This is a genomic window from Falsiroseomonas sp. HC035, from assembly GCF_050563525.1.
In the GTDB taxonomy this organism is placed as follows: Bacteria; Pseudomonadota; Alphaproteobacteria; order Acetobacterales; family Acetobacteraceae; genus Falsiroseomonas.
This window is the reverse complement of record NZ_JBNXUN010000006.1, coordinates 248,097-272,566: the sequence shown is the minus strand read 5'-3', so window position 1 is coordinate 272,566 and position 24,470 is coordinate 248,097. Positions and strand designations below refer to the sequence as shown.

The window sequence follows — 24,470 nt, the reverse complement described above, 5'->3', positions numbered from 1 at the left end:
CCTCCGGCCCCTTGCGGAACGACCTTGTTCGACTCGGCCGTATCCAAAGCTAAAGCAAGTTACTTTTCCGGCAAGCGTCGCGGCGCGATCACAGGAGGCTGGCAGGAAACTCCGAGCAGTGGTATGCGTAACCCCAGAACGCCACCACATCTTGTGTGGCACCCTGCATCACCCGCGGCGAGGAAGCTTCACATATGGACGGTTCATGGCCCCGCGACCGCATCCTGCATCCCCGTGGCGCGGCAGGTGCCAGCTTCGGCACCGCGCCGGCGGCGGCACGGGTGCTGGATGCGGGAATGGGCCTCGCGGTCGCGCGCCGCACAGTGTTCCGGCCGGAAGACACCGAGGATTTCGGCCGCGTGGCCGACCGCGTGGCGGCCGGCAACATGGGCCTGCTGGGCGCGCAGGCCGACGGCACCGAGCAGGCGCGGCTGCGCAATGCCATCGCCAGCGGCGCGCTGATCACCTCCGGCCGGCACCTGCAGCACGGCGATGCGGCGCAGTCCCGGCGGAACATGGAGGTGTTCACCAACTGCGCCACCGCCGCCGCCTCCTTTACGCTGTTCTACCTGCTGTTGAACGGCAGCGGCGTCGGCCGCGCCTATGACGACGAGTTGATGGCGGTGGATTGGGGTCAGGCGCCGCGGCTGCTGCTGCATATCGACCCCGCGCATCCGGATTTCCCCGCCGACCGTGCGGCCCTGCACCGGTTCGGCCTCGATTTTTCGCTGTTGCCCTGGGGCACGACGCTCGAAGCCTTTTCCGCGGCGCAGGAGGCGGAGTTGCGCGACTGGCTGGCGCGGGAGGTGCTGTCCGATGCGGCGCAGGTGCCGGCGGGAGCAATCCGTCACGCCGTCGAGGACAGCCGGGAGGGCTGGGCCAAGGCGGTGGAGCTTCTGGAGAGCCTGGCCTTCGAAGGCGCCGCCGACCGCACCCTGCTGCTGGACTTCTCCGCCATCCGCCCCTGCGGCGCCCCGATTGGCGGCATGCAGGGCCGCCCGGCCTCCGGCCCGCTGTCGCTGATGCGCGGCTTCGTGAACCTGCGTCGCGAGGTGATCGAGCCGTCCCGCCTGCGCGACCCGGACGGGGAGGCGTTGCAGCCCTGGGAGCAGGCGCTGCTCGTGGATCATCACCTGTCCGTCGAGGTCCAGGTAGGCGGCGCCCGCCGCGCGGCGCGCATGGCGACAAAATCCTGGCGCGACCCGGGCATCCTGCGCTTCATCCGCGCCAAGTCCGAAGGCGGGCTGTGGACGGCGAACAACTCTGTCATGGCCGATGCCGGCTTCTGGGACGGCGTGCGCGCGGCGCAGGCCGGCAGCGAAGCGCCGCTGCACCGCCATGCGCTGACGGTGTTCGACGAGGCCACGCGCTGTGGCTACATCAACGGCGAGCCCGGCTTCATCAACGGCGACAAGCTGGAGGACCATCGCACCGGCAGCGCCTGGAGCAAGCCGGTGCATGAGGACGGCCGCGACGTGCGCTCCGCCCGCTACCAGGCGAACCATGCGGTGTCGCTGCTGGCCGAGATCTCGCGCCGCGCCAACGCCAGCAGCTTCCCCGTCACCACCAACCCCTGTGGCGAGATCACGCTGCACGTCACCGGCGGCTACTGCGTCATCGCCGATTTCGCGCCGCTGCTGGCCTGCCCGGTGGACCGCACCACGCTGACGCCGGGCGACCTGCCCGACGACCTCGCGCGGGAATGGGATGCGCGGGTGGAGGACAGCGTGCGGCTGGGCGTGCGCTTCCTGATGCGCGCCAATCTGATGGACGCGCTGTACGGCGAGGAGGTGCGGCGCACCAACCGCATCGGCATCGGCCCCACTGGGCTGCATGAATGGGCCTGGATGCGCTTCGGCCTCGGCTTCGATGACCTGCTTGAGGAACGCCATTCGGCGGAATTCTGGGCGCTGCTTTCGCGGCTGTCCGCCGCTGCGAAGGATGAGGCGGCGGATTACGCGACGGAGCTTGGCGTCGCGGTGCCGGTCACCGTCACCACGGTGAAGCCCGCCGGCACCACCAGCAAGCTGTTCGGCCTGACGGAGGGCGCGCATCTGCCGGCACGGCGGCAATACCTGCGCTGGGTGCAGTTCAAGGGCCACCGCAGCGAGGATGGCGGCTGGAGCGCGGACAGCGACCGGCTGCTGACCGACTACGAGGCGCGCGGCTACCCCGTGCGCGAATTGCAGTCCTTTCCCGGCATGGCCATCGTCGGCTTCCCGACCCTGTCGCTGATCCAGCGGCTCGGCCTGGGCGATCGGCTGGTGACGGCCTCGCAGGCCGCGCCGGAATCGCAGTATCGCTGGCTGTCGCTGCTTGAACGCCACTGGATCGGCGCCGAGCGCGGCAACCAGGTGTCCTACACGCTGAAGATCATGACCGACCGCCACGACCTGGCGGCGTTCCGCGAGATGGTGCTGGAACACCAGCCGCGCATCCGCTGCTGCGCCATCCTGCCGAGCCGGCCGGACCACGAGCTTGGCTATGAGTATCTGCCGGAGGAGGAGGTCTCCTCCGACCGCTTCCTGGAACTGGTTGCCGGGATCAGTGACCCGGCGCTGCACGAGGCGGTGGACTACGCCCACCTGCAATGCGCATCGGGCGCGTGCCCGATCTAACGGCCCTCAGTGCCCGGCCGTCAGGCCGGGCATCGCATCGTGACCCCGTAGGAAACGCCGCCGGGGGCGTTGACGCTGGTCCCGCGCTGGACCCCACTGATCGGCCGCAGGACGTTGCCCGCGGTGACGCAGAACAGGCTGCCTTCCGAGTTCGGCAAGACCCCGGCTATGGCGGAATTCAGCATGACGATGCGGGCCTGCGCGACGCCGCCGAGCACGATGCCCCCGGCGATGAAGCCGGCGAGGAAAATCGCGACGGGCGAAGCTTGCATGGCGGGTTCCTTCCCTGACGCCGTCATCATGCCGGCGTTGCACCGGACCCGTCCATGCGATGCAGCCAATCGGCCTGACAGGCCGCGCCGATAGGTTGCCCGCGCAGGCGATGCTCAATCCGCGCGGATGTTGTTGGCGCGAATCACCTCCGCCCACTTCTCATTCTCCCGCCGCAGGAAGGCGCCGAATTCCGCGCGGCTGTTGCCACCGGGGATGGCGCCCTGCGCGTCCAGCAGGCGCCGCACCTCGGCATCCTGGAAGGCGCCGGCGGCGGCCGCGTGCAGCCGCACCAGGATCGGCTCCGGCAGTTGCGCCGCGGCGATCAGCCCGTGCCAGTTGCTGGCATCGACGCTCGGCATGCCGACTTCCGTCATGGTCGGCACATCCGGAATCCAGGACAGGCGTTCGCGCGTGCCGACCGCGAGTGCGCGCATCGATCCGGCGCGGATGTGGGAGAGCAGCACCGGCAGGTCGGCAAAGCCCAGCTGCACCTCGTTCGTCAGGATCGCCGTCGCGAGCGCGCCGCCGCTGCGGTAGGAGATGTGGACGATGTCGATGCCCGACGCCGCGCGAAGCTGCTCCGCCGCCAGATGCGGCATGCTGCCGGACCCGGTGGAGCCGAAGTTCAGGCTGCCGGGCCGCGCGCGCGCTGCCGCCAGCAAATCCTGCATGGTCTGGAAGCCGGTCGCGGCCGGCACCACCAGCGGTTCCGCCACCAGCACGCCGAGGGTGATCGGCGCCAGGTCGCGCAGCGGGTTGTAGGGCGTGCCGCGGTCCAGGTTCGGTGAGATCGCCAGCGCCCCGGCACTGCCGATGCCAAAGGTGTAGCCATCCGGCGCCGCCTTCGCCACGACATCGACTCCGGTGACGCCACCGGCACCGGCGCGGTTGTCCACCACGATCGGCTGGCCGAGGGTGGCCGACATCTTCGGCGCGATGATGCGGGCGACGATGTCGCTCGGCCCGCCAGCCGCGAAGGGTACGACGAAGCGGATCGGCCGGTTCGGCCAGTTGTCCTGCGCCAATGCGGGCAGCACGGTGAGTGCGGCGAGCAGCGCGCCGAGCGTTGTCCTGCGGATCATGTTGTTTCCTCCCTTGAGGTCTGTTCAGCCGATATCCGGCAGGCGGTAGAAGCGGGTCGCGCTGCGCCAGAACAGATCCGCCTTCTCCTCGGCCGAGGCCGCTTGCGCCAGGCGCTTGAAGGCGTTCCAGCCGGCGGCGTAGCCGTAGCCGCCCTTGTCGACCGGAAAGTTGCTCTCGAACATGCAGCGGTCCGTGCCGAACATCTCGAGGCAGGGCTCCATCCACGGGCGCCACGCCTCCACGAGCATCTCCGAGGATGGCGCGATGTCCGCCTCGTCCAGGCCAAAGCCGGGAAGCCGCATGCCGAGCCCGCCGACCTTCACCATCACGTTCGGGCAGGTGGCCAATTCGCGCATGGATGCGGACCATGCCGCGAAGACTTCGTCGCGCTTTCCGGCATAGCGGCCAATTCCCAGGATGCCGCCGCAATGGTCCAGCACGATCTTCGTCTCGGGGAAGGCGCGGGCGAGGCGGATCAGGCGCGGGAGTTGATGAAAATACAGCCAGGCGTCGAAGCTGAGGCCGAGCGGCGCGAGCTGCGCGAAGCCCTCGCGGAACCCGGGGCTGTCCAGCATGTCCTCGGCCGGGTTGTAGGCCGGGTTCAGCATCGCCGGATCGGGGTCCCAGGTGGCGCTGTGACGGATGCCGCGGAAGCGGTCGCCGCCGGCGCGGATATGCGCCTCCAGCACCGGTCGCACGGCCGCGCCCAGCGTCAGGTCGGCCATGCCGACGATGCCGGCGCAGACACGCACATCGCCATGGATGCCGCTGGCGCAGATGGCGGCGACGCCGTTGGCGAATTCGGTCTCGCCGACCGGCTTCATCGCCTCCGGCCCCGACGCGCGGTGCATGGCGCGGGCCTGCACGAAGACCGTGGCGCGCACGTCGTGGCCGGCGCGGATATCCGCCAGCATCTCGTCCAGCAGGTAGCGCCAGTTGGGACGGTCCCACAGATGGTGGTGCGGGTCGACGATGAGCTGGTCGGGGTCGAGAATCTCCTCCTGCCTTGCCGCCAGCCAAGCTTCGCGAACCGGCAGGTAGTGCTGGATGGTGCCGCTCATGCATCGTCTCCCAGTTCGGGTGCGCGAGCGGCGGGCAGCCCGATCTCGAAGGCGTTCAAGGTGAGGGCGACCATGCTGTAGTAGCCGACCAGCGCCACCAGCTCGACCATGCCCTGCTCACCGAGCGCCGCGGTTCCGCTGGCATGCAGCGCCTCCGGCAGGCGCGCGGTGCCGACCAGGGTGCGGGCGACGTCGTACACCGCCTGCTCGCGCGCATCGCGCAGCGTGGGCTCGGCGCGCGCCGCGATGGCGGCCACTACCTCCGGGTCCATGCCGGCCTTCAGGCCCTCCCGCTTGTGGACCGTCCATTCGTAATGCGAGGTCCAGTGCCGCGCAGTGACCAGGATGGCGAGTTCTGACAGCCGAGGCTCCAGGCTGGTCTGGTAGCGCAGCAGCTCGCCCAGCTTCTGGGCGCGGCTGGCGAGTTCCGGGTTGCGCAGCCAGGCGATCATCGGCGCGGGCACGCGGCCGCGGATGCCGGCGGTCACCTCCGCGATCGCCGCCTGCTGTTCCGGCGTTCGCTCGGCTTCGGGTGGCAGTTCCAGGCGGGCCATCAGGACTCTCCGTTCAAGGGCGTGGGGTCGCCGCCGAGGGCGGTGGTAACCGCCACCGCCTCCCGCATCACCAGCGTGGCGCAGAGGCGTTCCGCGGCGGCGTCGAAGCGGTACAGCGGCATGGTGGTGCCGATGGACCCCGCCAGCACACCACCGGCGCCCAGCACGGGCGCGGCGATGGCGGCGACATCGGCCAGGCGTTCGCCGCGACTGATGATGGGCAGGCGCGGGCGCAGTTCCGGCACCGGGTCCAGTGCCAGCAGCGCGCGGCCATGCGCGCCGATGCCGAGCGGCTGCACTTCGCCCACCCGCGCGTGGTGGCGCACCGGATGCGGGCTGTCGAGGCGGAAGAGGCAGCGGCGGCGATCGGCCTCCCGCACGAAGAAGGTGGCACTCTCCCGGCTTTCCAGCCGAAGCCGTTCCAGCGCCGGCCGCACATGGTCATCGAGGCGCAGCGTACGCCGGAAGCGCTCGCCCAGCAGCAGCAGCGTGGCGCCGAGCACGTAGCCGCCGCCGGGCAGGCGCTTGACGAAGCCGTGACTTTCCAGCGTGCCGAGCAGGCGCAATGCCGTCGTCAGGTGCAGCCCGCTGCGGCGCGCGAGATCGGCGAGCGCCAGCGGCCCGTCCTCCTCCCCGAACACGCCGAGCAGCGCCAGCGCGCGGTCCACGGCGCGGACGTTGCCGTCCAGGCCAGGCTCGCTGGCGGGCGCATCGGGCAGGGCTGCCGGCGCCGTTCTGGCCTTGGGGTTCCTCACGGCGCGACGCTAGACGAGGTTTCCACAGGATGGAAGAGGCGTTCATCCTGTGGTAGCGGTGCGACGTCATCCAGGAGCCAGCCCCATGTCCACGCGCTTCGCCGACAAAAGCGTCCTCGTCACCGGCGCCGGGTCGGTCGGCCCCGGCTGGGGCAATGGCCGCGCCATCGCGGTCGGCTTCGCGCGGGACGGCGCGCGGGTGGTCGGCGCCGACCGCGACATGGCGGCGATGGCGGAAACGGCGGAGCGTATCGCGGAATTCGGCGGCAGCTTCGAAGCGGTGCAATGCGACGTCACCGATGGCGCCGCCATCGCGGCGATGGTGGCGCGCATCGGCCGCATCGACGTGCTGGTGAACAATGTCGGCGGCTCCGCCGCCGGCGGGCCGGTGGAGATGGCGGAGGAGGTCTGGGACGCGCAGATCGACCGCAACCTGAAGAGCGTGTTCCTGACCTGCAAGCATGTGATTCCGGTCATGGAAGCCGCGGGTGGCGGCGCGATCGTCAACCTGGCCTCAACCAGCGGCATCCGATGGACCGGCGCGGCGCAGGTCGCCTATGCGGCGTCGAAGGCGGGCGTCATCCAGTTCTCCCGCGTCGTCGCCGTGCAATACGCACCGAAGGGCATCCGGGTGAACACCGTGGTGCCGGGGCAGATGCACACGCCGATGGTGGAGGTGCGCCTCGCCGGCCAGCGTGCCGGCGGCGACGTGGACGCGCTGCTGCGCCAGCGCCTGTCACGCATCCCGCTGGGCTTCGCGGGCGATGGGCGCGACACTGCCAATGCCGTGCTGTTCCTGGCCTCCGAGGAAGCGCGCTTCATCACCGGCACGGAGCTGGTGGTGGATGGCGGCATGTCCGTTCGCTGCGGCTAGCCTCGCTTGCGCAGCAGGTAGCGCTGCGTGCCGTCCATCACCAGGACGCCGTCCTGGTTGTGGACCGTGGATTCCATGCCGAGGACACCGGTGCTGCGCTGCGGCTCCAGCGTGGCGACGCGCAGCGATGCGTACAGCGTGTCGCCGACGAAGACCGGCGCCAGGAAGCGACTGGACTGGTCGAGGAACGCCTTCAGGCTGTCCTCCACCATGAAGGGAAACAGCCCGGCGCCGGCCGCGGTCTGGATGGCCACCTGGAATCCGTGCGCCAGCATCTGCGGCATGCCGCGGGCGCGGCAGAATTCCACGTCGTAGTGGATCGGGTGGTTGTCGCCGGATGCGGCCTGGAAGGCGAGGAAGATCGCCTCCGTCATGGTCCGGCTTGGCAGGTTGAAGACCTCGCCGAGGGCAAAGTCCTCGAACCAGCGTTGTGGTGTCAGGCGGTGCGCGCGCGGGTCGAAGCTCACGGCGCGTAGCCCAGTCGGCGGTCGTCGTCCCGCTTCGCCTGTGGCCGCTGCGTCGCCGGGCCGAAGCCGCCGCCGCCCGAAGTTTCGAGCCGCACGATATCGCCGGCCATCAGCGGCACGTTGTCCGATTTCGGCGGAATGGCGGTGGTGGCGCCACCCCGGCAAAACTCCAACCGGCCGACGCTGGCCGGCGCGCCGCCGGCCAGGCCGTAGGGCTGGCTGAAGAAGCGGTCCATGTTGGCGGTGAAGAAGCAGCGTTCGGAATCGATCCGCCATTCCCGCACCAGGCCAAGCCCGCCGCGGTGCATCCCGTCGCCTCCGGTGCCCGGCAGCAGCGCATAGCGCAGGATGGTCAGCGGCATCTGCGCCTCGATCATCTCGACGGGGATGTTGCTGTTGTTGTGCATGCCACTGGAATAGGCGTTGACGCCATCCTTGCCCGGCGTCGCGCCGGACCCGCCGATCTCGATCTCCACGAGTACGTCGCGCTTGGCATCGGCGCCGATGGTCTGGAAGGTGGTGACGTAGGAACAGCCGTAATAGGCGGCGGGAATGCGGTCCGGTACCGCCTGGTGCAGCGCGCCGAACATCGCGTTCAGCAGGCGGTGCGTCACCGCAATGCGGTGCGCGACCGGCGCGGGCGCCCGCGCATTCACCACCAGCCCCTCCGGCGCGATCACCGTGATCGGGCGGTAGCAGCCGGCATTCATCGCGAAATTGCCGCCGCGCTGGCCACCAAGTGCCGCGCTCATCAGCGCGAACATCACGGCGGAATTGCTGCTGGCCAACGTCGCATTGGTCGGCCCCTGCACCTGCGGGGAACAGCCGGACAGGTCCACGATGGCTTGGTCCCGGGCGATCTCCAGCTTCACATGCAGCAGGATCGGCGTGCCGATCTCGATGCCGTCATCGTCGAGCTGATCGGTGAACTCATAGACGCCGTCCGGCATGTCGCGCAGCGCCGCGCGCATCGCCGCCTCGCTCATGTCGAGGATGCGGCGCCCGGCCTCCAGCATCGCCGCCGCGCCGAAGCGCGCCGCCAGCCGGGCCAGCGCCAGGCGGCCGACTTCCAGGGACGCAACCTGGCTTTGCAGGTCGCCCAGCAGCAGGTCCGGCTTGCGGATGTTCTGCCGGATGATCGCCCACACCGCCTCGTTGCGCACGCCCTTGTCGATCAGCTTGACGGGCGGGATGCGCAGGCCTTCCTGGAAGATCTCGGTGGCCTTGGACGGATAGCTGCCGGCGACCAGCCCGCCGACATCGATGTGGTGGCACAGCGTGCCGACATAGGCGATGCGCGTGCCCTCGTGGAACACCGGGCGGAAGGCGATGATGTCCGGCAGGTGCTGGCCGCCGCAATACGGGTCGTTGGTGATGACGACGTCGTCCGGCCCCCAGTCCTCCGCCCGCACGAAGTCGCTGAGCAGGGTGCGCAGCGCCGCGCTCATGCTGTTCAGATGACTCGGGATGCGGGCGGATTGCGCCAGGTTCCAGCCTTCCGAGTCGAACACGGCGGTGGAGTAGTCCAGCAGCTCCCGCACGATGGTGCTGCGGCTGGTTCGCCAGACCGTCACATCCATCTCCGCCGCTGCGGCTGTCAGCGCGTTGCGGATGACCTCGATGTCGATCGGGTTGAGCCCGGTCCCGTTGAGCAGGGTCATCCCGCCGCATCCTTCGTCGCGATGATGGCGCCCGCCGCGCCGGGCCGCGCGGTCCAGCCGCGCGCGAGATAATGCGTGGCGAAGGCTTCCTCGATGATCGCTGGGCCTTCGAGGATGTCGTCCGGCCGCAACGCTTCCCGGTCCCACACCACCGCCTGGTGCCAGGCGCCATGCGCGAAGATGCGTCGCGTGCCCTTCACCGAAGGACGATCCACCGGCTGCGGCACCGCTGGCGCTGGGCGCGGAAGGCGGCCGGTGGCGGTGACGCGCAGCGTGACGATCTCGACTGGCTCAGCCTCCGAGGCATAGGAGAAGCGCTGGCGATGCGTCGCATGAAAACGCTCCGCCAGCCCGGCCAGGCTCTCGGCGTCGGGTTGCGTGACGTCGCCCCACGGCACCACCAATTCGAAGGCCTGGCCGTGGTAGCGCATGTCGGCCGCGACATGCAGCGCGCGATCGGCCTCTGCCACCCCATCCCGCGCCAGCCGCGCATCGGCCTCCGCCCGCAATTCCTCGATCAGGGCGCCAAGCCCAGGCAACGCATCCGCGCCCAGCGTGAACAGGCGGGACCGGGCGAGATCCTGCACCAGGTCTGAGAACAGGATGCCGTAGGCGGACAGCGTGCCGGGATCGCGCGGGAAGATCACCTCCGTCATGCCCATTTCCTCTGCCACCTCCGTCGCGTGCAGCCCACCGGCGCCGCCGAAGCTGAGCAGCGCGAAGTCGCGCGGGTGCAGGCCCTTCTCGAACAGCGAAAGCCGCACCGCCGCAGCGAGCGAGGCGTTGGTCAGCGCCATGATCCCCTCCGCCGTCGCTTCCTCTCCGAGGCCGAGCGCGGCGCCGAGCCGCGCCAGCGCCCGATGGGTGGCCGGCATGTCCAGCGTCATCGTGCCGCCGAGGAAGAAATCCGCATCCAGCCGGCCGAGCGCCAAGTTCGCATCCGTCACCGTGGGCTCCGTGCCGCCGCGGCCATAGGCCACCGGACCCGGCCGCGCCCCGGCGCTGCGCGGCCCGACGGTAAGGCGGCCGCCGGCCTCCACCATGGCGATCGACCCGCCGCCGGCGCCAATGGTGCGCATCTCCACCATCGGCAGGCGCACCGGTAGGCCATCGACCTCGCCCTGCGTGACGAGGGAGACGCGGCCCTCTTGTACGACGGAGACATCGTAGCTGGTGCCGCCCATGTCGACGGCGACGAGGTTCGGCCGCCCCAGTTCCTGCGCGATGCGCGACGCCGCCAGCGCGCCGCCGGAGGGGCCGCTGAGCAGCAGCCGGGCCGGCTGTTCGGCCGCCGTCTCCAGGCTGCACACGCCGCCATTCGACTGCACCAGGAAGATGCGCGGCTCGAAGCCATCCTGTCCCAGCCGCGCCGCGAGCCGTTGCAGGTAGTCGCGTACCACCGGCACCAGCAGCGCATTCAGCACCGTGGTGCTGCTGCGCTCATACTCGCGGATTTCCGGCGAGATGTCGGAGGAGATCGAGACCGGCAGCCCGGGTTGCGCCGCCAGGATCGCATCGCGCAGCGCGCGCTCATGCGCCGGGTTGGCGTAGGCATGCAGCAGGCAAACCGCCACCGCCTCGGGCCGCAGCGCCGCCAGCCGTGCCAGCAGGTCGCCCAGCGCCAGCTTCGTCTCCACGCTGCCGTCGGCGCGCAACCGCTCCGCCACGCCCATCCTGCGGTCGCGCGGGATCAGGCAGGGGAAGGGATCCGGCGCCAGGCCATAGATGTCGCGGCGGACATGACGGGTGATCTCGAGCACATCCTCGAACCCCGCGGTGGTCAGCAGCACCCCGCGCGCCAGCCGACGCTCCAGCACCGCATTGGTGGCGATGGTGGTGCCGTGCAGCAGCAGGCCGACATCCGCCAGCGCGAAGCCGAACCGCGCGGCGGCCTCCCGCACCCCGAGCAGCAGCCCCTCCGACGGGTCCTGCGGCGTGGTCGGCGTCTTCCAGGCCCAAATCTTCCCGTGCCGTGCATCGAGGATCTGGAGGTCGGTGAAGGTGCCGCCGATATCGACGGCGATCCGGACGGGGCGGTCTTGCTGCATGGCCGCGACCATAGCAGCGGGCCGGGGCGCGGGAAGGGTGGCCCGTCTGGTGCGCCCGCGCCTCTCGCGTTAGCCTTCGGCCAACATCGAGGGGACGAACCATGGCTCATCGCATCGCCATCATCGGCGCCGGCGCGGTTGGCGGCTATGCCGGCGCGCACATGGCGCAGGCCGGGGAGGATGTGACCTTCGTCGACATGTGGCCCGAGAATGTCGAGGCGATGCGGGCCCGCGGCCTGCGCATCAGCCACCTCAAGGACGTGCCGGAATTCACCGTGCCGGTGCGCGCGCTGCACCTGACCGAGCTGCAATCGGTCGCGCGCGAAAAGCCCTTCGATATCGCCTTCGTCTGCGTGAAATCCTACGACACCGCCTGGGCCACCATGATGATCCGGCAGTACCTGGCGCCGGAGGGCTTCGTCGTCAGCCTGCAGAACTGCATGAACGAGGAGACCATCGCCGGCATCGTCGGCTGGGGCCGCACCCTGGGTGCCATCGCCAGCTCGATCACCGTGGATCTGTGCGAGCCTGGTCATGTGCGCCGCGCCTCCGGCAAGGGCGGCGCCGCGCACACCGTGTATCGGGTGGGGGAGGTGCATGGCCGCATCACCGACCGGGCGCGGGAGGTCGGGCGGCTGACGGCACTTTCCGACAGCACCACCGTCACCACCAACCTGTGGGGCGAGCGCTGGTCGAAGCTGGTCGCCAACGTCATGGGCAACGGGTTGTGCGCCTGCACCGGCCTGATCAGCCGCGACACGCTGCTGGACGACCGGCTGCGCGACTTTGGCGCCCGGTTGGGCAGCGAGGCGATCCGCCTTGGCCAGGCGCTCGGCTACGCGCTGGAGGAGATCCACCATCTGGACCCGGAGGTGATCGCCCGCGCCGGGGAGGGCGATGCCGCGGCTCGTGCGCAGTACGACGCGCATCGGCTGGAGGAAGCGAAGAAGCCCGGCGGCGGCGCGCACCGGCCCTCCATGGGGCAGGACATGGTGAAGGGGCGGCGGACGGAGATCGGCTTCCTCAACGGCTTCATCGTGGACCAGGCGCAGCCGCTCGGCCTGCCCACGCCGGCCAATGCGGCGCTGACCAGCCTGGTGCAGCGTGTCGAGCGCGGCGAGATCGCGGCCGACCCACGCCACATCCACGATCTTCGGCTGAACTGAGCGGGAACCTGTGCCGGCCCGCGGCGTTGCGCGGGCCGGAGGAGCCGACATGCAGACCGACCTCGAACGCCGCGTCATCTGGGCGCGCCGGGGCGCGCCCACGCGCGAAAGCCTCGCTGCCCTGTGGCGTCGGCAGCAGCCACCCGCCAACACCGCCGCGGATTGCCTGAAGGCCTGCCAGGAACCGCGGCGCCGGCTGGAGCCCTTGCGCCGCCGCACCGCAAAAGCTTGACGCCGGCGCCCCCGTAGCGTTCACGGAACGCGGCGGGGGAGGGCGCAGGCATGGCGGTGGACTTCCTCGGCCTGGAAGCCTTCCTGTCGATCGCGGAACGTGGATCGTTCCGCAAGGCGGCCGCCCACCTCAACCTGTCGCAGACCGGCCTGTCGCACCGCATCCGCAAGTTCGAGGACGCGCTGGGCACCAGGCTGCTGGCACGCACCACCCGGCAGGTGACGCTGACGCCGGCCGGGCTGGAACTCGCCGCCCGGGCGCGCGGGCCGGTGGAGGCGCTCATCACCGTGCTGGCGGAACTGCGCGCGGGGGCCAGCCAGGGCGGCCAGACGGTCGCCATCGGCTGCCTGCCGACCATCGCCGTGCACCACATTCCGCGCCTGCTGGTCGAATTCGCCGGCACCCATCCCGGCGTAACCGTCAAGGTCTTCGACAATTCGGCCAGCGAGATCGCGGAGCGCGTGGCGCGCGGGGAGGCCGAGTTCGGCATCACCATCGTCTCCGCCAACCGGTGGGATCTGGATATCGTGCCACTGCTGACCGAGGTCTTCGTCGTCGCCTGCCCGGCCGCGCACGCCTTCGCCACCCGGCCACACCTGTCCTGGGCCGATCTGGAGGGCCACCCGCTGGTCCGCGTTGCCCCGCACACTGGCAACCGCGCCCTGCTGGACGAGGCGCTGGGCGCCCGCCGGGACGCGATGGACTGGCGGTATGAGGTGCAGCACCTGGCGACCGCGATCAGCATGGTCGAAGCCGGCCTGGCACTGGCGGTCGTGCCGCGCCTGGCGGTGGAGGCGGCGGGCTCGGCCGGGGTGGTGGCGGTGGCGCTGCGCGATCCGGGGGTGCTGCGGCGCCTCGGCGTGGTCTCCCGGCGCGGCGTGCCGCTCAGCCCGGCGGCGGAGGCGCTGCTGGGCCTGCTGCGGCGGCGCTTCAAGGCGCAGGGGACGAAGATGCAGAAAACGGCATAGTCTCGCCGTTCTTTCCATTTGTGGCGAAGCCGCGCCACCGGCATACCTTCGGCGAACTGGCCATACAGGGGAAATCGCATGTCCAAGACGGGTCTCGTCGTCACCGCCCATCCCGGCGACTTCGTCTGGCGTGCCGGCGGCGCCATCGCACTGCATGCGAAGCGCGGCTACCGCATGAAGATCCTCTGCCTGTCCTATGGCGAGCGCGGCGAGAGCCAGTTCGCCTGGAAGGAGAAGGGCGCGACGCTGCAGGGCGTCAAGGAAGGTCGGAAGGCCGAGGCCGAGGCGGCGGCCGCGGTGCTCGGCGCCGAGATCGAGTTCATGGATGCCGGCGACTACCCGCTGGTGACGACCGAGGCCATGCTGGACCGCGCCATCGACATCTTCCGCGAGCTGAACCCCAGCTTCGTGCTCAGCCACGCGCTGCACGACCCCTACAATTTCGACCACCCCGAGGCCGTGCATTTCGCCCAGAAGGCGCGCGTCATCGCCCAGGCGATGGGGCACAAGCCGCAGGCGGACTACACCTACAGCGCGCCGGCGATGTTCCTGTTCGAACCGCACCAGCCCGAGCAATGCGGCTTCAAGCCGGACGTGCTGCTCAACATCTCCGAGGTGTGGGAGACCAAGTTCAAGGCGTTCCAGTGCCTGCCGGCGCAAAAGCATCTGTGGGCATACTACGAGCGCGTGGCGCTGAACCGCGGCATGCAGGGCGGCCGCAACTCCGGCAAGCCGATGGTGCATGGCGAGGCCTATCAGCGGCTGTTCCCGCAGGCGCTGGAAGAGCTGGTCTGAGCATGGATGAGCCGGTGATGGACTTGGCCCATCTCGGCCATCTGGAACTGCTGACACCGCGCTTCGACGACAGCCTGCGCTTTTTCGTCGATGTCATGGGCATGACCGTCTCCGGCGAGGCGCCGGGTTCCGCCTATCTCCGCGCCTGGGACGATTATGAGCGCTACACCCTGAAGCTGACGGCGCACGAGACCTCCGGCATCCGCCACTTCGCCTTCCGCACGCGCAGCCCGCAGGCGCTGGAACGCCGCGCCGCTGCGCTGACGGCGGCGGGGTTCGGGATGGGCTGGACCGATGGCGACCTCGGCCACGGCCGCAGCTTCGTCTGCCGCGACGCGGACGGCCACACGATCGAGCTGTACTACGATACCGAATGGTACGACCCGCCGGCCGGCCAGAAGCCGGCGCTGAAGAACCAGGCGCAGCGCTTCCCGGCGCGCGGCGTGAACGTGCGGCGGCTGGACCACATCAACCTGCTGGCGGCCGACATCGGCGCCAACCGCATTTTCTTCGAGCAATGCCTGGGGATGCGCACCACCGAGCAGATCATCCTCGACAGCGGCGTCGAAGCCGGGCTGTGGCTGACCTGCACCAACAAATCCTACGACATCGCCTATTCGCGGGAAGCGCACGGCATCGGCGACCGCTTCCACCACCTGACCTACGCGCTGGATAGCCGCGAGGACATCCTGCGCGCCGCCGACATCTTCCTGGAGGCCGGCGTGCACATCGAGACCGGGCCGCACAAGCACGCCATCCAGCAGACCTTCTTCCTGTACGTGTATGAACCCGGCGGCAACCGCGTGGAGTTGGCAAATGCCGGGGCGCGGCTGGTGCTGGCGCCGGACTGGAAGCCCATCGTCTGGACCGAGGCCGAGCGCCGCCGCGGCCAGGCCTGGGGCCTGCAGACCATTTCTTCCTTTCATACCCACGGAACACCGCCGCTGCCGGAGGGCGTGGACCCATGAGCGAAAAACTGTCCGACTGGGTCGGCCGCTGGCGGGAGGTCGAGGATCAGATGACGGCGCCCGCCGCGCGCCGCCTGGCCGCCATGCTGGACCGTGCGCCGCCGCCGCTTGCCATCGGCGCGGCGGTGCCGCCGCATTGGCTCGCCATCCTGTTCGACGATGCCCAGCCGCAATCGCAACTCGGCCCGGACGGGCACCCGGCGAAGGGGGACTTCCTGCCGCCGGTGGACCTGCCGCGCCGCATGCTGGCCGGCCGCCGCACCACCTATGGCATCTCGCTGTGCATCGGCGACGCCGTGGTGCGGCGGTCGGAGATCACGGCGATCACGCCGAAGCAGGGCCGCAGCGGCCGCCTGGTCTTCGTCACCGTCCGGCACACCGTCACCGGCCCGGCCGGGATGGTGGCAGTGGAGGAACAGGACATCGCGTATCGTGAGGCCGCGACCGCAACGCCTGACGCCGTACCGCCCGCCGACCCGCTGCCGGAGGCCGCGTGGCGGGAGCCGTTCAAGCCCGACCCGGTGCTGCTGTTCCGCTATTCCGCCCTGACCTTCAACGGCCACCGCATCCACTACGATGCCGATTATGCGCGGGATGAGGAAGGCTATCCCGGCCTGGTGGTGAATGGCGGGCTGACCACCATGATGCTGCTGGAGGCCGCGCTGCGCCACGCCGACCCGGACGCCGCCATCCGCGCCACCGACACCCGCACGCTGCGCCCGCTGACCGCGGGCCGCCCTGCCTTCCTCGCGGGCACCGCGCCGGACGAGGAAGGGCGGCAATTGCTCTGGGCCGAGGACGAGGCGGGCCGCATGGCGCTGCGCATCCAGGCGAGGATCGCCTGATGCCAGGACCTTTGGACGGGCTGCGCGTGCTCGACCTGTCCTCCGTCGTCGTCGGACCGGTCTGCACCGGCGTGCTGGCGGAACAGGGGGCGGAGGTCATCAAGCTGGAAAGCCCGGAAGGCGACCTGCTGCGCAAGCTCGGCGGCAAGGGCCGTTCGCCGGGCATGGCGGGGAAGTTCCTGAACTTCAACCGCGGCAAGCGGTCAATCTGCCTGGACCTGAAGCATCCGCGTGCCAAGGCGGTGCTGGCCCGCATCGCGGCGCACTGCGACATCCTGGTGACGAATATCCGCCCGGACGCGCAGAAGCGCCTCGGCGTCGATGCCGCGACCATGGCCGAAAAACTGCCGCGGCTGATCCATTGTTCCATCGTCGGCTTCGGCACCACCGGCCCCTATGCCGGCAGGCCGGCCTACGACACGGTGATCCAGGGCGTCTCCGGCGTCGCCGGCTGCTTCGAGGCATCGACAGGCGAGCCGCGCTACGTGCCGATGCTGATCGCGGACCACGTCTGCGGCCTGATCGCCGCCCAGCAGATCGGTTTCGCCCTCTACCGGCGGGAGAAGACCGGGCGCGGCGAGAGCCTGGAAATCCCGATGTTCGAAAACATGGCGGCCTTCGTGCTGCAGGAACATCTGGGCCCGATGTCCTTCCGCCCCGCCCTCGGCCCCCCCGGCGACCAGCGCGTGCTGAGCCCCGAGGCGCGGCCGCTGAAGACCGCCGACGGCTTCATCGCGGTCTCCGCCAACACCGACGCGCAGGCGCATGGCTTCTTCCGCGCCATCGGCCGGCCGGAGCTGGTGGAGGACCCGCGTTTTTCCCGCGTTGCCGCGCGCACGCAGCATACGAAGGACTACTTCGCGATCCGCGCCACCGCATTGATTGGACGACCCACCGCGGAATGGCTGGAGATCTTCGCCACGCACGACGTGCCGGCGATGCCCTACAACACCATCGAGAGCCTGCTGACCGACCCGCATCTGCGCGCCACCGGCCTGGTGCGGGAGGAGGAGCATCCGACCGAAGGCCCCACCTTCGCCATCGCCGCGCCGAACCGCCTCTCGGGCGGCATGACGCCCGCCTTGCCGGCGGCGCAGCGGCTCGGTGCCGATGGCCGGGACGTGCTGGCGGAGGCCGGGCTGGACCCGGACGAAATCGAAGAACTGGCGCGAACCGGCGCCTTGGGAGAAACGACATGAATGATTTCCGCACCCCCCGCCGCGCCCTGCTCGGCGCTGGCGCGGCCTTGTTGGCCACCCCCGGCCTGCTGCACGCCCAGGGCGCCTGGCCCACGCGTCCGGTGCGCCTGGTGGTGCCCTTCACCCCGGGCGGCAGCACGGACATCCTGGCCCGCGCGCTCGGCGCCGAGTTGCAGGAGGCCTTCGGCCAGCCCTTCGTGGTGGAGAACCGCCCGGGCGCCGGCGGTACGCTGGGCAGCGAACTGGTCGCCCGCGCCGCGCCGGATGGCTACACGCTGATGATGGGCCATATCGGCACGCTGGCGGTGAACCCCTCGCTCTACCGCAACCTGAGCTTCGACACGGTGACCAGCTTCGAGCCGATCGTGCTGGTGGCGAACGTCGCGAACATCCTGGTGGTGAACCCGCGCAAGCTGCCGATCACCACGGCGCAGGAGCTGATCGACCGCGCCAAGGCGAACCCCGGCGCCATCACCTACGGCTCCGGCGGCAACGGCTCCGCCGCGCATACCGCCGTGGTGGCCTTCTGCCTGGCGACGGGGATCGAGCTGCTGCACGTGCCCTATCGCGGCACCGGCCCGATGATGAACGACCTGGTTGGCGGCCAGCTCGACATGACGATGACAGGCGGCCCACCGATCCTGCCGCCGGTGCGCGCCGGGCTGCTGCGCGCCATTGGTGTGTCCTCACTGACCCGCCTGTCCAGCGAGCCGAACATCCCGACTCTGGACGAACAGGGCGTGAAGGGCTTCGACGCGGTGCAATGGTACGGGCTTGTCGCGCCCGCCGGTACGCCACGCGCCATCGTCGAGCGCGTCAACGCCGCCAGCGCCACCGCGCTCCGCGGCGAGAAGTTGCGGCCGCGGCTGGAAGCCGAGGGCGCTGACGCCGCCCCCGGCACGCCCGAGCATTTTCGGGAATTGATCATCTCGGAGCGTGCGCGCTGGGGTGAGGTGATCCGCCGCGCCAATGTGACGAACGATTGAGCGGGAGCTTGCAACCATGAACCCGACAACCCGCCGCACCCTGCTCGGCGCCGGCCTCGCCCTGCCGTTCCTGTCCACGGCGCGCGCCCAGGCTGGCTGGCAGCCGTCCCGGCCGATCCGCATCGTCGTGCCCTTCGGGCCGGGCGGCGTCGCGGACCTCACCGCGCGCGCGGTGGCGCAGCGCATCTCTGAACGGCTCGGCCAGCCGGCGGTGATCGACAATCGCCCCGGCGCGGGCGGGATCGTCGCCGGCCAGCAATTGATGGCGGCGCCGGCGGATGGGCATACGCTGCTCGTCGCCTCCAACGGCACCGCGATCAGCAAGGCGCTGTTCCGGCAATTGCCGTTCGATCCGCTGACGGACTTCGCCCCCGTGGTCACCATGGGTGCCTTCCCGATCGCGGTGGTGGTGGCGCCGAATTCGCCGGACCGCGACATCGCCGGGCTGCTGGCGCGGCTGCGGGCCAATCCGGGCCGGCTCAACATCGGCAGCATCACCGCAGGCAGCACGCAGAACCTTTCGGCCGAGTTGTTCAAGATCCGCTCCGCCACGCGGTTCGAGACCATCGCCTTCCCGGCGACCCCGGCGCTGACCACGGCGCTGATCCGTGGCGATGTCGATGCGGCCTTCGAGATCACCGGCCCGATCTGGGGCCAGATCCAGTCCGGCGCGCTGCGCGTCCTGGCCGTGACCTCCGCGACACGGGCGCAAAACCTGCCCGACGTGCCGACGCTGGCAGAGGCCGGGGTCGCGGATTACGACGTCGCCTCCTGGAACGCGCTGGTCGCCCGCGCCGGCACGCCGCCGGAGGCGATCGCCGCCTACAACACGGCGGTGAACGAGGCGCTCCGCACGCCGGAACTGCGCGCCACGCTGACCCAGGTGGGCGTCGAGCCGCGCGGTGGCACGGCGGCCGAGATGGGACAGTTGCTGGCCGCCGACACGGCGCGCTGGACCGAAGTGATCGAGAAGGCAGGAATCCCGCGCCAATGATCCCGACCTGCAAGGGACCCGACCCGGCTACGAGAACGCCGCGCCTGGTGCTGCCGGAAGGCGCCTGCGACGCGCATTGCCACGTCTTCGGCCCCGGCGCCGTGTTCCCCTATGCCGCGGACCGCGCCTATACGCCGCCCGACAGCCCCTATGAGGGGCTGGTGAAGCTGCACGGCATCCTCGGCATTTCCCGCGCCGTCATCGTGCATGCCTCCTGCCACGGCAGCGACATGACCGTGACGCTGGACGGCATCGCCCGCAGCGAGGGCCGCATGCGCGGCGTCGCCGTGGTGGAACAGGGCGTGACGGATGCGGAACTGGCGCGACTGCACGAAGGCGGAATCCGCGGCGTGCGATTCAACTTCGTGAAGCACCTGGGCGGCATGCCGGACATGGCGCATTTCCGCCGGGTGCTGGCGCAGGCGGAGGCGTTGGGCTGGCACGTGGTGCTGCACCTGGATGCGCAGGACATCGTGCCGCTGGCGGACACCATTTCCGCCATCCGCATCCCCTTCATCATCGACCACATGGCCCGCGTGAAGGCAAAGGACGGCACCGGCCAGCCGGCCTTCCGGCAGTTGCTGGAGCTGATGCGCAACCCGCTGGCCTGGGTGAAGATCTCGGGGCCGGAGCGGGTGTCCTCGTCGGGTGCGCCGTTCCGCGATGCGGTGCCCTTTGCCCAGGCGCTGCTGGCGGCGGCGCCGGACCGCTGCCTGTGGGGCACGGACTGGCCGCACCCCAACATCGCCGGCGACATGCCGAACGATGGCGACCTGGTGGATCTGCTGGGCGAGATGGTGCAGGGCGACGAAGCCCTGCTGCGCCAGGTGGTGGTGGCCAACCCGAACCGCCTTTACTGGCCCTGAGGGAACCCTGGTGCCCGCCGCGCGTCTCATGCCGCGAAACAACGGGCAGGAGGGCAGGATGGCCCGGTATCGGATGATGGTGGTCGCGCTGGCCTCTCTGGCGCTCAGCGGTCAGGTCCTGGCACAGGATCGCAACCCGCGGGAGGAACGGGCGCGGCCGGGCGACGACACCAGCGGCCGCGTGCAGCGGGGCGAGGCCTCCTTCTACCATCCCCGCCTGCATGGCCGGCCGATGGCGAATGGCGAGCGCTTCGATGCGCAGTCCGATTCCGCCGCCAGTCGTACCCTGCCGCTCGGCACCACGGCGCGGGTGACCAATACGGAGACCGGCCGCACCGCAACCGTCGAGATCGAGGATCGCGGTCCCTATGCCCGCGGCCGCATCCTCGATGTCAGCCCGCGCACGGCGGACCGGTTGGGGATGCGGGAGGATGGGACGGCGCCGGTGGTGATCGAGCCGATCGAGGTGCCGCAGCGCGACGGCAGCACCCGCCCCGGCGCGGGCGGGCGCTGAACTCAGCCTGTCCCGGTCGGCGGCACGCTGCCGCCATTCCGCCGTGGCGAGGCGTCGGTGCCCCGCCGCAGCGGGACCGAGGGCGGCCCCCAGGGTGGCGCGATGCCGCCGGTCTCGCGCGGGTCCGGGCCGAAGCGGTTCGGGCCGGTATTGCCCGGCATCGCGCCGACCGCGATCAGGTTCCACAGCCACCCCACCACCGGGATCAGCACCACGAGCTGCCACCAGCCGCTGCAATCCCGGTCGTGCCAGCGCTTCGCGCCGCCGCAGATCGCCGCCGGGATCAGCAGCAGCGACACCAGCCCGAGCAGCGCTTCCAGCAGCGAGGGCATGCCGTGTCCGCGCTGCACCAGGCCGTTGACAAGGCCGAACCCCAGGAAGACGAAGCCGTACCAACGCCACCAGATGGTCCGCGTGATGCGGCCGCGCGTGCTCAGCCACTGCGAAAAATTCATCGTCCGCCCCTCAGCTTCCGGCCAGCACCAGCACCACGCCCGCCACCACGACCAGCGCGCCAAGGATGTCGGACCGCGTCGCCTTCTCGCGCAGGTAGAAGCGGCTGAAGCCCAGGGTGAACAGGATCTCCACCTGCCCCACCGCACGCACCAGCGCCACCGGCGCCAGCGCGAAGGCAGAAAACCAGCAGGCCGACCCCATGGCCGACAGCGCCCCCACCTTCGCGCTGTCGCGCCATGTGGTGAAGACGGCGCGGAACTGCGAGGGCTCCTTCCAGGCCAGGTAGGCGCCCTGCATCAGCGTCTGCAGGCTGTTCGTGATGACCAGGATCAGCAGCGCCTTGAACACCACGTCGGGCCCCGGCATGGCCTGGTTCGCGGCCTTGATCAGCACGCCGGTGATGCCGAAGCACAGCCCGGCGCCGATGCCGCACAGCGCCGCCGGCTGCGTCACGCCGCGCAGCAGCTCGGCAGGCGACGTGCCGCGCCCGGCGAGGGACAGGTACAGCACGCCACCGACACCGACCGCGATGCCGATCCAGGACAGCAGCGACAGATGTTCGTTCAGCAGCAGCGTGGCGACGAAGGCGGCCTGCATCGCCTCGGTCTTGGCGTAGGCGGTGCCGACCGCGAAGTTGCGGTAGCCGAAGGCCATGATCAGCAGGTTGGTGCCGAGGATCTGCAGGAAACCGCCCAGCGCACACAGCGCCAGCACGGCAAGGCCCAGCGGCGGCAGGCTGCCGCCGAAGGCCAGGACATACAGCCCCAGCAGCAACAGGCCCACGGGCACGCCGTACAGGTAGCGCACCACCCCCGCGCCATTGACGGAAAGCTGCCCGCGCAGCCGCTGCTGCATGGCGGTGCGCCAGCACTGGAACAGTGCCGCGGTGACGGTTACGCCGATCCAGCCGGATATCATCCGGTGCTTATCAGCCCAGCCGAGGGTCCAGCCAAGGGCGGTCCATGCGTTTCCAGGCCGGCGTGTCGCCCGGTGCCAGGCTGATCCCGAGACCCGGAGACTGCGGCAGCCGCGCCGCGCCTCGGTCGAAGCGCAGGCTTTCGCCCTGCACGATATCGAAGAAGGCCTCGGTTTCCCCGTACTGGACTTCCAGCACCAGGAAGTTCGGGATCGCAGCGCAGAGGTGGACGGAGTGTGCGTGGCAGACCGGCCCGGTCGGGTTGTGCGGCGCGATTTCCACCCCCGCTGTCTGCGCCAGGGCGGCGATGCGCAGGATTTCCTGCAACCCGCCCGCGTGCTTGGCATCCGGCATCAGCACGTCGTAGCAGCCGGCCTCGACCAGCGGGCGGTAGGCGGCAAGGCCGGACAGGCTCTCGGCCCCGGCCAGCCGCATGCCGCGCGCGTTGCACAGGCCGCGCAGCCGGGCGATCTCGCGGTGGTTCGCCTCGGCCACCGGGCATTCCAGCCAGAACAGGTTTTCCCGGGCTACATCGCGGATCAAGGCGGCGGCGGAGCCGGGCGAAAAGCGCCAATGGGCATCGACCATCAGGTCGATATCAGGCCCGATGGCCTCACGCACGGCGGCGATGCGGTCCAGCCCCTCCGCATAGGCGGCGCGGTTGTCCGGCGTTGCACCATCCTCCCACATCAGCGGCTCGAAGGGGGCCAGCTTGATGCCGGCAAAGCCATCCGTCAGTGCGCGGCGGGCGGCGGCGGCGAAGCCCTCCGGCGTGCGCGGGTTGGCGCCACGGTTGATGTTGGCATAGAGCCGCACGCTGTCGCGGAACCCCCCGCCCAGCAGGCGAAAGATCGGCTCGCCGTTCCGCTGTGCCGCGAGGTCGGACAGCGCCTGGTCCAGCGCGGACAGCGTGGTGGCCGCCACCAGCCCACCCGGCGCGTGCGGCAGGAAACGGGCGATGCGGTTGCGATCGCGCGCATCCTGGCCGACCAGGTTCGCCGCCAGCCTGTCCACCTCCGCCGCCACAAGCGGCTCCTGGTTCCCCAGCGTGCATTCGCCGAGCCCGGTGCGGTCATCCTCCGTCCGTACTTCGAGAAAGCCCCAATTGGTCTTCGGCGTGACGTTCAGGCCGCGATAGGCGATGGAAGCGATCTTCATGACAGGCGGATATTCGCGCTCTCGGCCAACGCCTTCCACTTGGCGATATCGGCGCGCACGCGGGCGATCAGCACGTCCGGGTCGCTGGTGACGATGCGGCCGCCGAGCAGGTTGATGCGGTCGATCACCTCCGGCAGCCGACCGATGCGGCGCAACTCCGGCAGCAGCCGCGAAACGACTTCCGCCGGCAGCCCGGGCGGGCCGAACAGCCCGTTCCAGGCGATGGTCTCGAAGCCCGGCAGGCCGCTTTCGTGCAGGGTCGGGACGTCCGGCGCGTCCGGCCAGCGCTCCAGGCTGGTGACGGCCAGCATCTTCACCTCGCCGCGGCGGGCGAAGGGCATCACGTTGACCATGTTCGCGATCAGGAATGGCGCGTCGCCGGCGACCACCGCCTGCACCATGCCGGCGGCGCCGCGATACGGCACATGCACCATGTCCGTGCCGGTCATCGACTTGAACAGCTCGCAGGAGAAATGCGCGGAGGATCCGGCGCCGGCCGTCGCGTAGTTGTAGTGGCCCGGTGGCTTCGCCCGGATCATCGCCAGCAGCTCCGCCACGGTGTTCACCGGAAACACGCGGCTGTTCACAACCAGCGCGTTCGGTCCGGTGACCAGCAGGGAGATCGGCACGAAGCTGGTCTCGAGGTCGTAGGGCAGGTCACGGTACAGCGCCGCGTTGATGCCGTTCGACCCGGCATTGCCAAGCAGCAGCGTGGTGCCGTCGCCCGGGGAGCGGAAGGCGTTCTCCACGCCGATGCGCCCACCGGCGCCGGCGCGGTTCTCGACCGGCACCGGCTGGCCGAGGGCGGCTTCCAGGTGATGCGCGAAGACCCGCGCGGTGCTGTCGTTGCCGCCGCCCGGCGCATCCGGCACCACCAGCCGCACCGGCCGGGTGGGCCAGACCTGGGCGAGGGCAAGGCGGGGGGCGGCCAGCCCCGCAAGGGCGGCGGCCATCAGCGTGCGACGTTGCGGCATGTGCCGTTCTCCCGGGGCGTTTCCCGGCCGCATCATGAC

25 protein-coding genes are annotated in these 24,470 nt (G+C 70.3%); 13 read left to right on the top strand and 12 right to left on the bottom strand.

Features of this window, described 5'->3' with window-relative positions; translation table 11 throughout:
• The first annotated feature begins 194 nt into the window (after positions 1–194).
• Positions 195–2,618: a recombinase gene (locus ACLF3G_RS15585; protein WP_430670307.1), complete on the top strand. Its 2,424-nt coding sequence runs from the start codon at positions 195–197 to the stop codon at positions 2,616–2,618.
• A gap of 20 nt (positions 2,619–2,638) precedes the next feature.
• On the opposite strand, the gene ACLF3G_RS15580 is transcribed toward ACLF3G_RS15585, so the two are convergent.
• The 5 genes from ACLF3G_RS15580 to ACLF3G_RS15560 form a co-directional block, all read right to left on the bottom strand.
• Positions 2,639–2,890 (bottom strand): hypothetical protein, encoded by a 252-nt coding sequence (locus tag ACLF3G_RS15580; protein ID WP_430670306.1) that lies wholly within the window; start codon positions 2,888–2,890, stop codon positions 2,639–2,641.
• Between the two features lie 114 nt (positions 2,891–3,004).
• Positions 3,005–3,973: a Bug family tripartite tricarboxylate transporter substrate binding protein gene (locus tag ACLF3G_RS15575; protein WP_430670305.1), complete on the bottom strand. Its 969-nt coding sequence runs from the start codon at positions 3,971–3,973 to the stop codon at positions 3,005–3,007.
• Between the two features lie 24 nt (positions 3,974–3,997).
• Positions 3,998–5,035 (bottom strand): amidohydrolase family protein, encoded by a 1,038-nt coding sequence (locus ACLF3G_RS15570; RefSeq protein ID WP_430670304.1) that lies wholly within the window; start codon positions 5,033–5,035, stop codon positions 3,998–4,000.
• Positions 5,032–5,589, bottom strand: coding sequence for a carboxymuconolactone decarboxylase family protein (locus ACLF3G_RS15565; RefSeq protein ID WP_430670303.1), 558 nt, complete (start codon positions 5,587–5,589; stop codon positions 5,032–5,034). Before ACLF3G_RS15565 ends, ACLF3G_RS15570 begins: the two co-directional genes overlap by 4 nt.
• Complete coding sequence (locus ACLF3G_RS15560; RefSeq protein WP_430670302.1) at positions 5,589–6,344, bottom strand: IclR family transcriptional regulator; 756 nt, start codon at positions 6,342–6,344, stop codon at positions 5,589–5,591. Before ACLF3G_RS15560 ends, ACLF3G_RS15565 begins: the two co-directional genes overlap by 1 nt.
• A gap of 85 nt (positions 6,345–6,429) precedes the next feature.
• On the opposite strand from ACLF3G_RS15560, the gene ACLF3G_RS15555 reads away from it, so the two are divergent.
• Entirely contained in the window at positions 6,430–7,218 is a 789-nt protein-coding gene (locus ACLF3G_RS15555; protein WP_430670301.1) for an SDR family NAD(P)-dependent oxidoreductase, read from the top strand.
• Here the strand turns inward: ACLF3G_RS15555 and ACLF3G_RS15550 are convergent.
• Genes ACLF3G_RS15550 through ACLF3G_RS15540 form a run of 3 tightly spaced genes read right to left on the bottom strand, consistent with a single transcriptional unit; the run spans position 7,215 to position 11,394 of the window.
• On the bottom strand, positions 7,215–7,685 hold the full coding sequence (locus ACLF3G_RS15550; protein ID WP_430670300.1) for a MaoC family dehydratase: 471 nt from the start codon (positions 7,683–7,685) through the stop codon (positions 7,215–7,217). The genes ACLF3G_RS15555 and ACLF3G_RS15550 overlap by 4 nt on opposite strands.
• On the bottom strand, positions 7,682–9,346 hold the full coding sequence (locus tag ACLF3G_RS15545) for a hydantoinase B/oxoprolinase family protein (RefSeq protein ID WP_430670299.1): 1,665 nt from the start codon (positions 9,344–9,346) through the stop codon (positions 7,682–7,684). The genes ACLF3G_RS15550 and ACLF3G_RS15545 overlap by 4 nt, the downstream gene beginning before the upstream one ends.
• A complete protein-coding gene (locus tag ACLF3G_RS15540) occupies positions 9,343–11,394 on the bottom strand; it encodes a hydantoinase/oxoprolinase family protein (RefSeq protein ID WP_430670298.1) in 2,052 nt (683 codons plus the stop codon). Before ACLF3G_RS15540 ends, ACLF3G_RS15545 begins: the two co-directional genes overlap by 4 nt.
• 101 nt (positions 11,395–11,495) lie before the next feature.
• On the opposite strand from ACLF3G_RS15540, the gene ACLF3G_RS15535 reads away from it, so the two are divergent.
• The 11 genes from ACLF3G_RS15535 to ACLF3G_RS15485 all read left to right on the top strand — a co-directional run bounded on the left by ACLF3G_RS15535 (position 11,496) and on the right by ACLF3G_RS15485 (position 20,927).
• On the top strand, positions 11,496–12,560 hold the full coding sequence (locus ACLF3G_RS15535) for a ketopantoate reductase family protein (RefSeq protein WP_430670297.1): 1,065 nt from the start codon (positions 11,496–11,498) through the stop codon (positions 12,558–12,560).
• A gap of 49 nt (positions 12,561–12,609) precedes the next feature.
• Positions 12,610–12,792, top strand: coding sequence for a hypothetical protein (locus tag ACLF3G_RS15530; protein WP_430670296.1), 183 nt, complete (start codon positions 12,610–12,612; stop codon positions 12,790–12,792).
• Positions 12,793–12,842: 50 nt separating this feature from the next.
• The gene (locus ACLF3G_RS15525) at positions 12,843–13,760 is read left to right on the top strand and encodes a LysR family transcriptional regulator (protein WP_430670295.1); all 918 of its coding nucleotides are present in this window, start codon (positions 12,843–12,845) and stop codon (positions 13,758–13,760) included.
• Positions 13,761–13,838: 78 nt separating this feature from the next.
• The gene (locus ACLF3G_RS15520; protein ID WP_430670294.1) at positions 13,839–14,555 is read left to right on the top strand and encodes a PIG-L deacetylase family protein; all 717 of its coding nucleotides are present in this window, start codon (positions 13,839–13,841) and stop codon (positions 14,553–14,555) included.
• Between the two features lie 17 nt (positions 14,556–14,572).
• Positions 14,573–15,523 (top strand): catechol 2,3-dioxygenase, encoded by a 951-nt coding sequence (locus tag ACLF3G_RS15515; RefSeq protein ID WP_430670293.1) that lies wholly within the window; start codon positions 14,573–14,575, stop codon positions 15,521–15,523.
• The gene (locus ACLF3G_RS15510; protein ID WP_430670292.1) at positions 15,520–16,368 is read left to right on the top strand and encodes an FAS1-like dehydratase domain-containing protein; all 849 of its coding nucleotides are present in this window, start codon (positions 15,520–15,522) and stop codon (positions 16,366–16,368) included. Before ACLF3G_RS15515 ends, ACLF3G_RS15510 begins: the two co-directional genes overlap by 4 nt.
• Positions 16,368–17,567 (top strand): CaiB/BaiF CoA transferase family protein, encoded by a 1,200-nt coding sequence (locus tag ACLF3G_RS15505; RefSeq protein WP_430670291.1) that lies wholly within the window; start codon positions 16,368–16,370, stop codon positions 17,565–17,567. Before ACLF3G_RS15510 ends, ACLF3G_RS15505 begins: the two co-directional genes overlap by 1 nt.
• The gene (locus tag ACLF3G_RS15500) at positions 17,564–18,553 is read left to right on the top strand and encodes a Bug family tripartite tricarboxylate transporter substrate binding protein (protein ID WP_430670290.1); all 990 of its coding nucleotides are present in this window, start codon (positions 17,564–17,566) and stop codon (positions 18,551–18,553) included. The genes ACLF3G_RS15505 and ACLF3G_RS15500 overlap by 4 nt, the downstream gene beginning before the upstream one ends.
• A gap of 16 nt (positions 18,554–18,569) precedes the next feature.
• Positions 18,570–19,547, top strand: a complete 978-nt coding sequence (locus ACLF3G_RS15495; protein ID WP_430670289.1) for a Bug family tripartite tricarboxylate transporter substrate binding protein — start codon at positions 18,570–18,572, stop codon at positions 19,545–19,547.
• Positions 19,544–20,413 (top strand): amidohydrolase family protein, encoded by an 870-nt coding sequence (locus ACLF3G_RS15490; RefSeq protein ID WP_430670288.1) that lies wholly within the window; start codon positions 19,544–19,546, stop codon positions 20,411–20,413. The genes ACLF3G_RS15495 and ACLF3G_RS15490 overlap by 4 nt, the downstream gene beginning before the upstream one ends.
• A 58-nt stretch (positions 20,414–20,471) precedes the next feature.
• Positions 20,472–20,927, top strand: a complete 456-nt coding sequence (locus ACLF3G_RS15485; protein WP_430670287.1) for a septal ring lytic transglycosylase RlpA family protein — start codon at positions 20,472–20,474, stop codon at positions 20,925–20,927.
• A gap of 2 nt (positions 20,928–20,929) precedes the next feature.
• On the opposite strand, the gene ACLF3G_RS15480 is transcribed toward ACLF3G_RS15485, so the two are convergent.
• From ACLF3G_RS15480 to ACLF3G_RS15465, 4 genes are read right to left on the bottom strand one after another with little or no spacing between them, the layout of a single operon-like run.
• Entirely contained in the window at positions 20,930–21,382 is a 453-nt protein-coding gene (locus ACLF3G_RS15480; RefSeq protein ID WP_430670286.1) for a DUF805 domain-containing protein, read from the bottom strand.
• Between the two features lie 10 nt (positions 21,383–21,392).
• Positions 21,393–22,301: an EamA family transporter gene (locus tag ACLF3G_RS15475; protein WP_430670285.1), complete on the bottom strand. Its 909-nt coding sequence runs from the start codon at positions 22,299–22,301 to the stop codon at positions 21,393–21,395.
• 10 nt (positions 22,302–22,311) lie between these two features.
• The gene (locus ACLF3G_RS15470) at positions 22,312–23,457 is read right to left on the bottom strand and encodes a mandelate racemase/muconate lactonizing enzyme family protein (protein ID WP_430670284.1); all 1,146 of its coding nucleotides are present in this window, start codon (positions 23,455–23,457) and stop codon (positions 22,312–22,314) included.
• Positions 23,454–24,431, bottom strand: a complete 978-nt coding sequence (locus ACLF3G_RS15465) for a Bug family tripartite tricarboxylate transporter substrate binding protein (protein WP_430670283.1) — start codon at positions 24,429–24,431, stop codon at positions 23,454–23,456. The genes ACLF3G_RS15470 and ACLF3G_RS15465 overlap by 4 nt, the downstream gene beginning before the upstream one ends.
• Between the last annotated feature and the right edge of the window lie 39 nt (positions 24,432–24,470).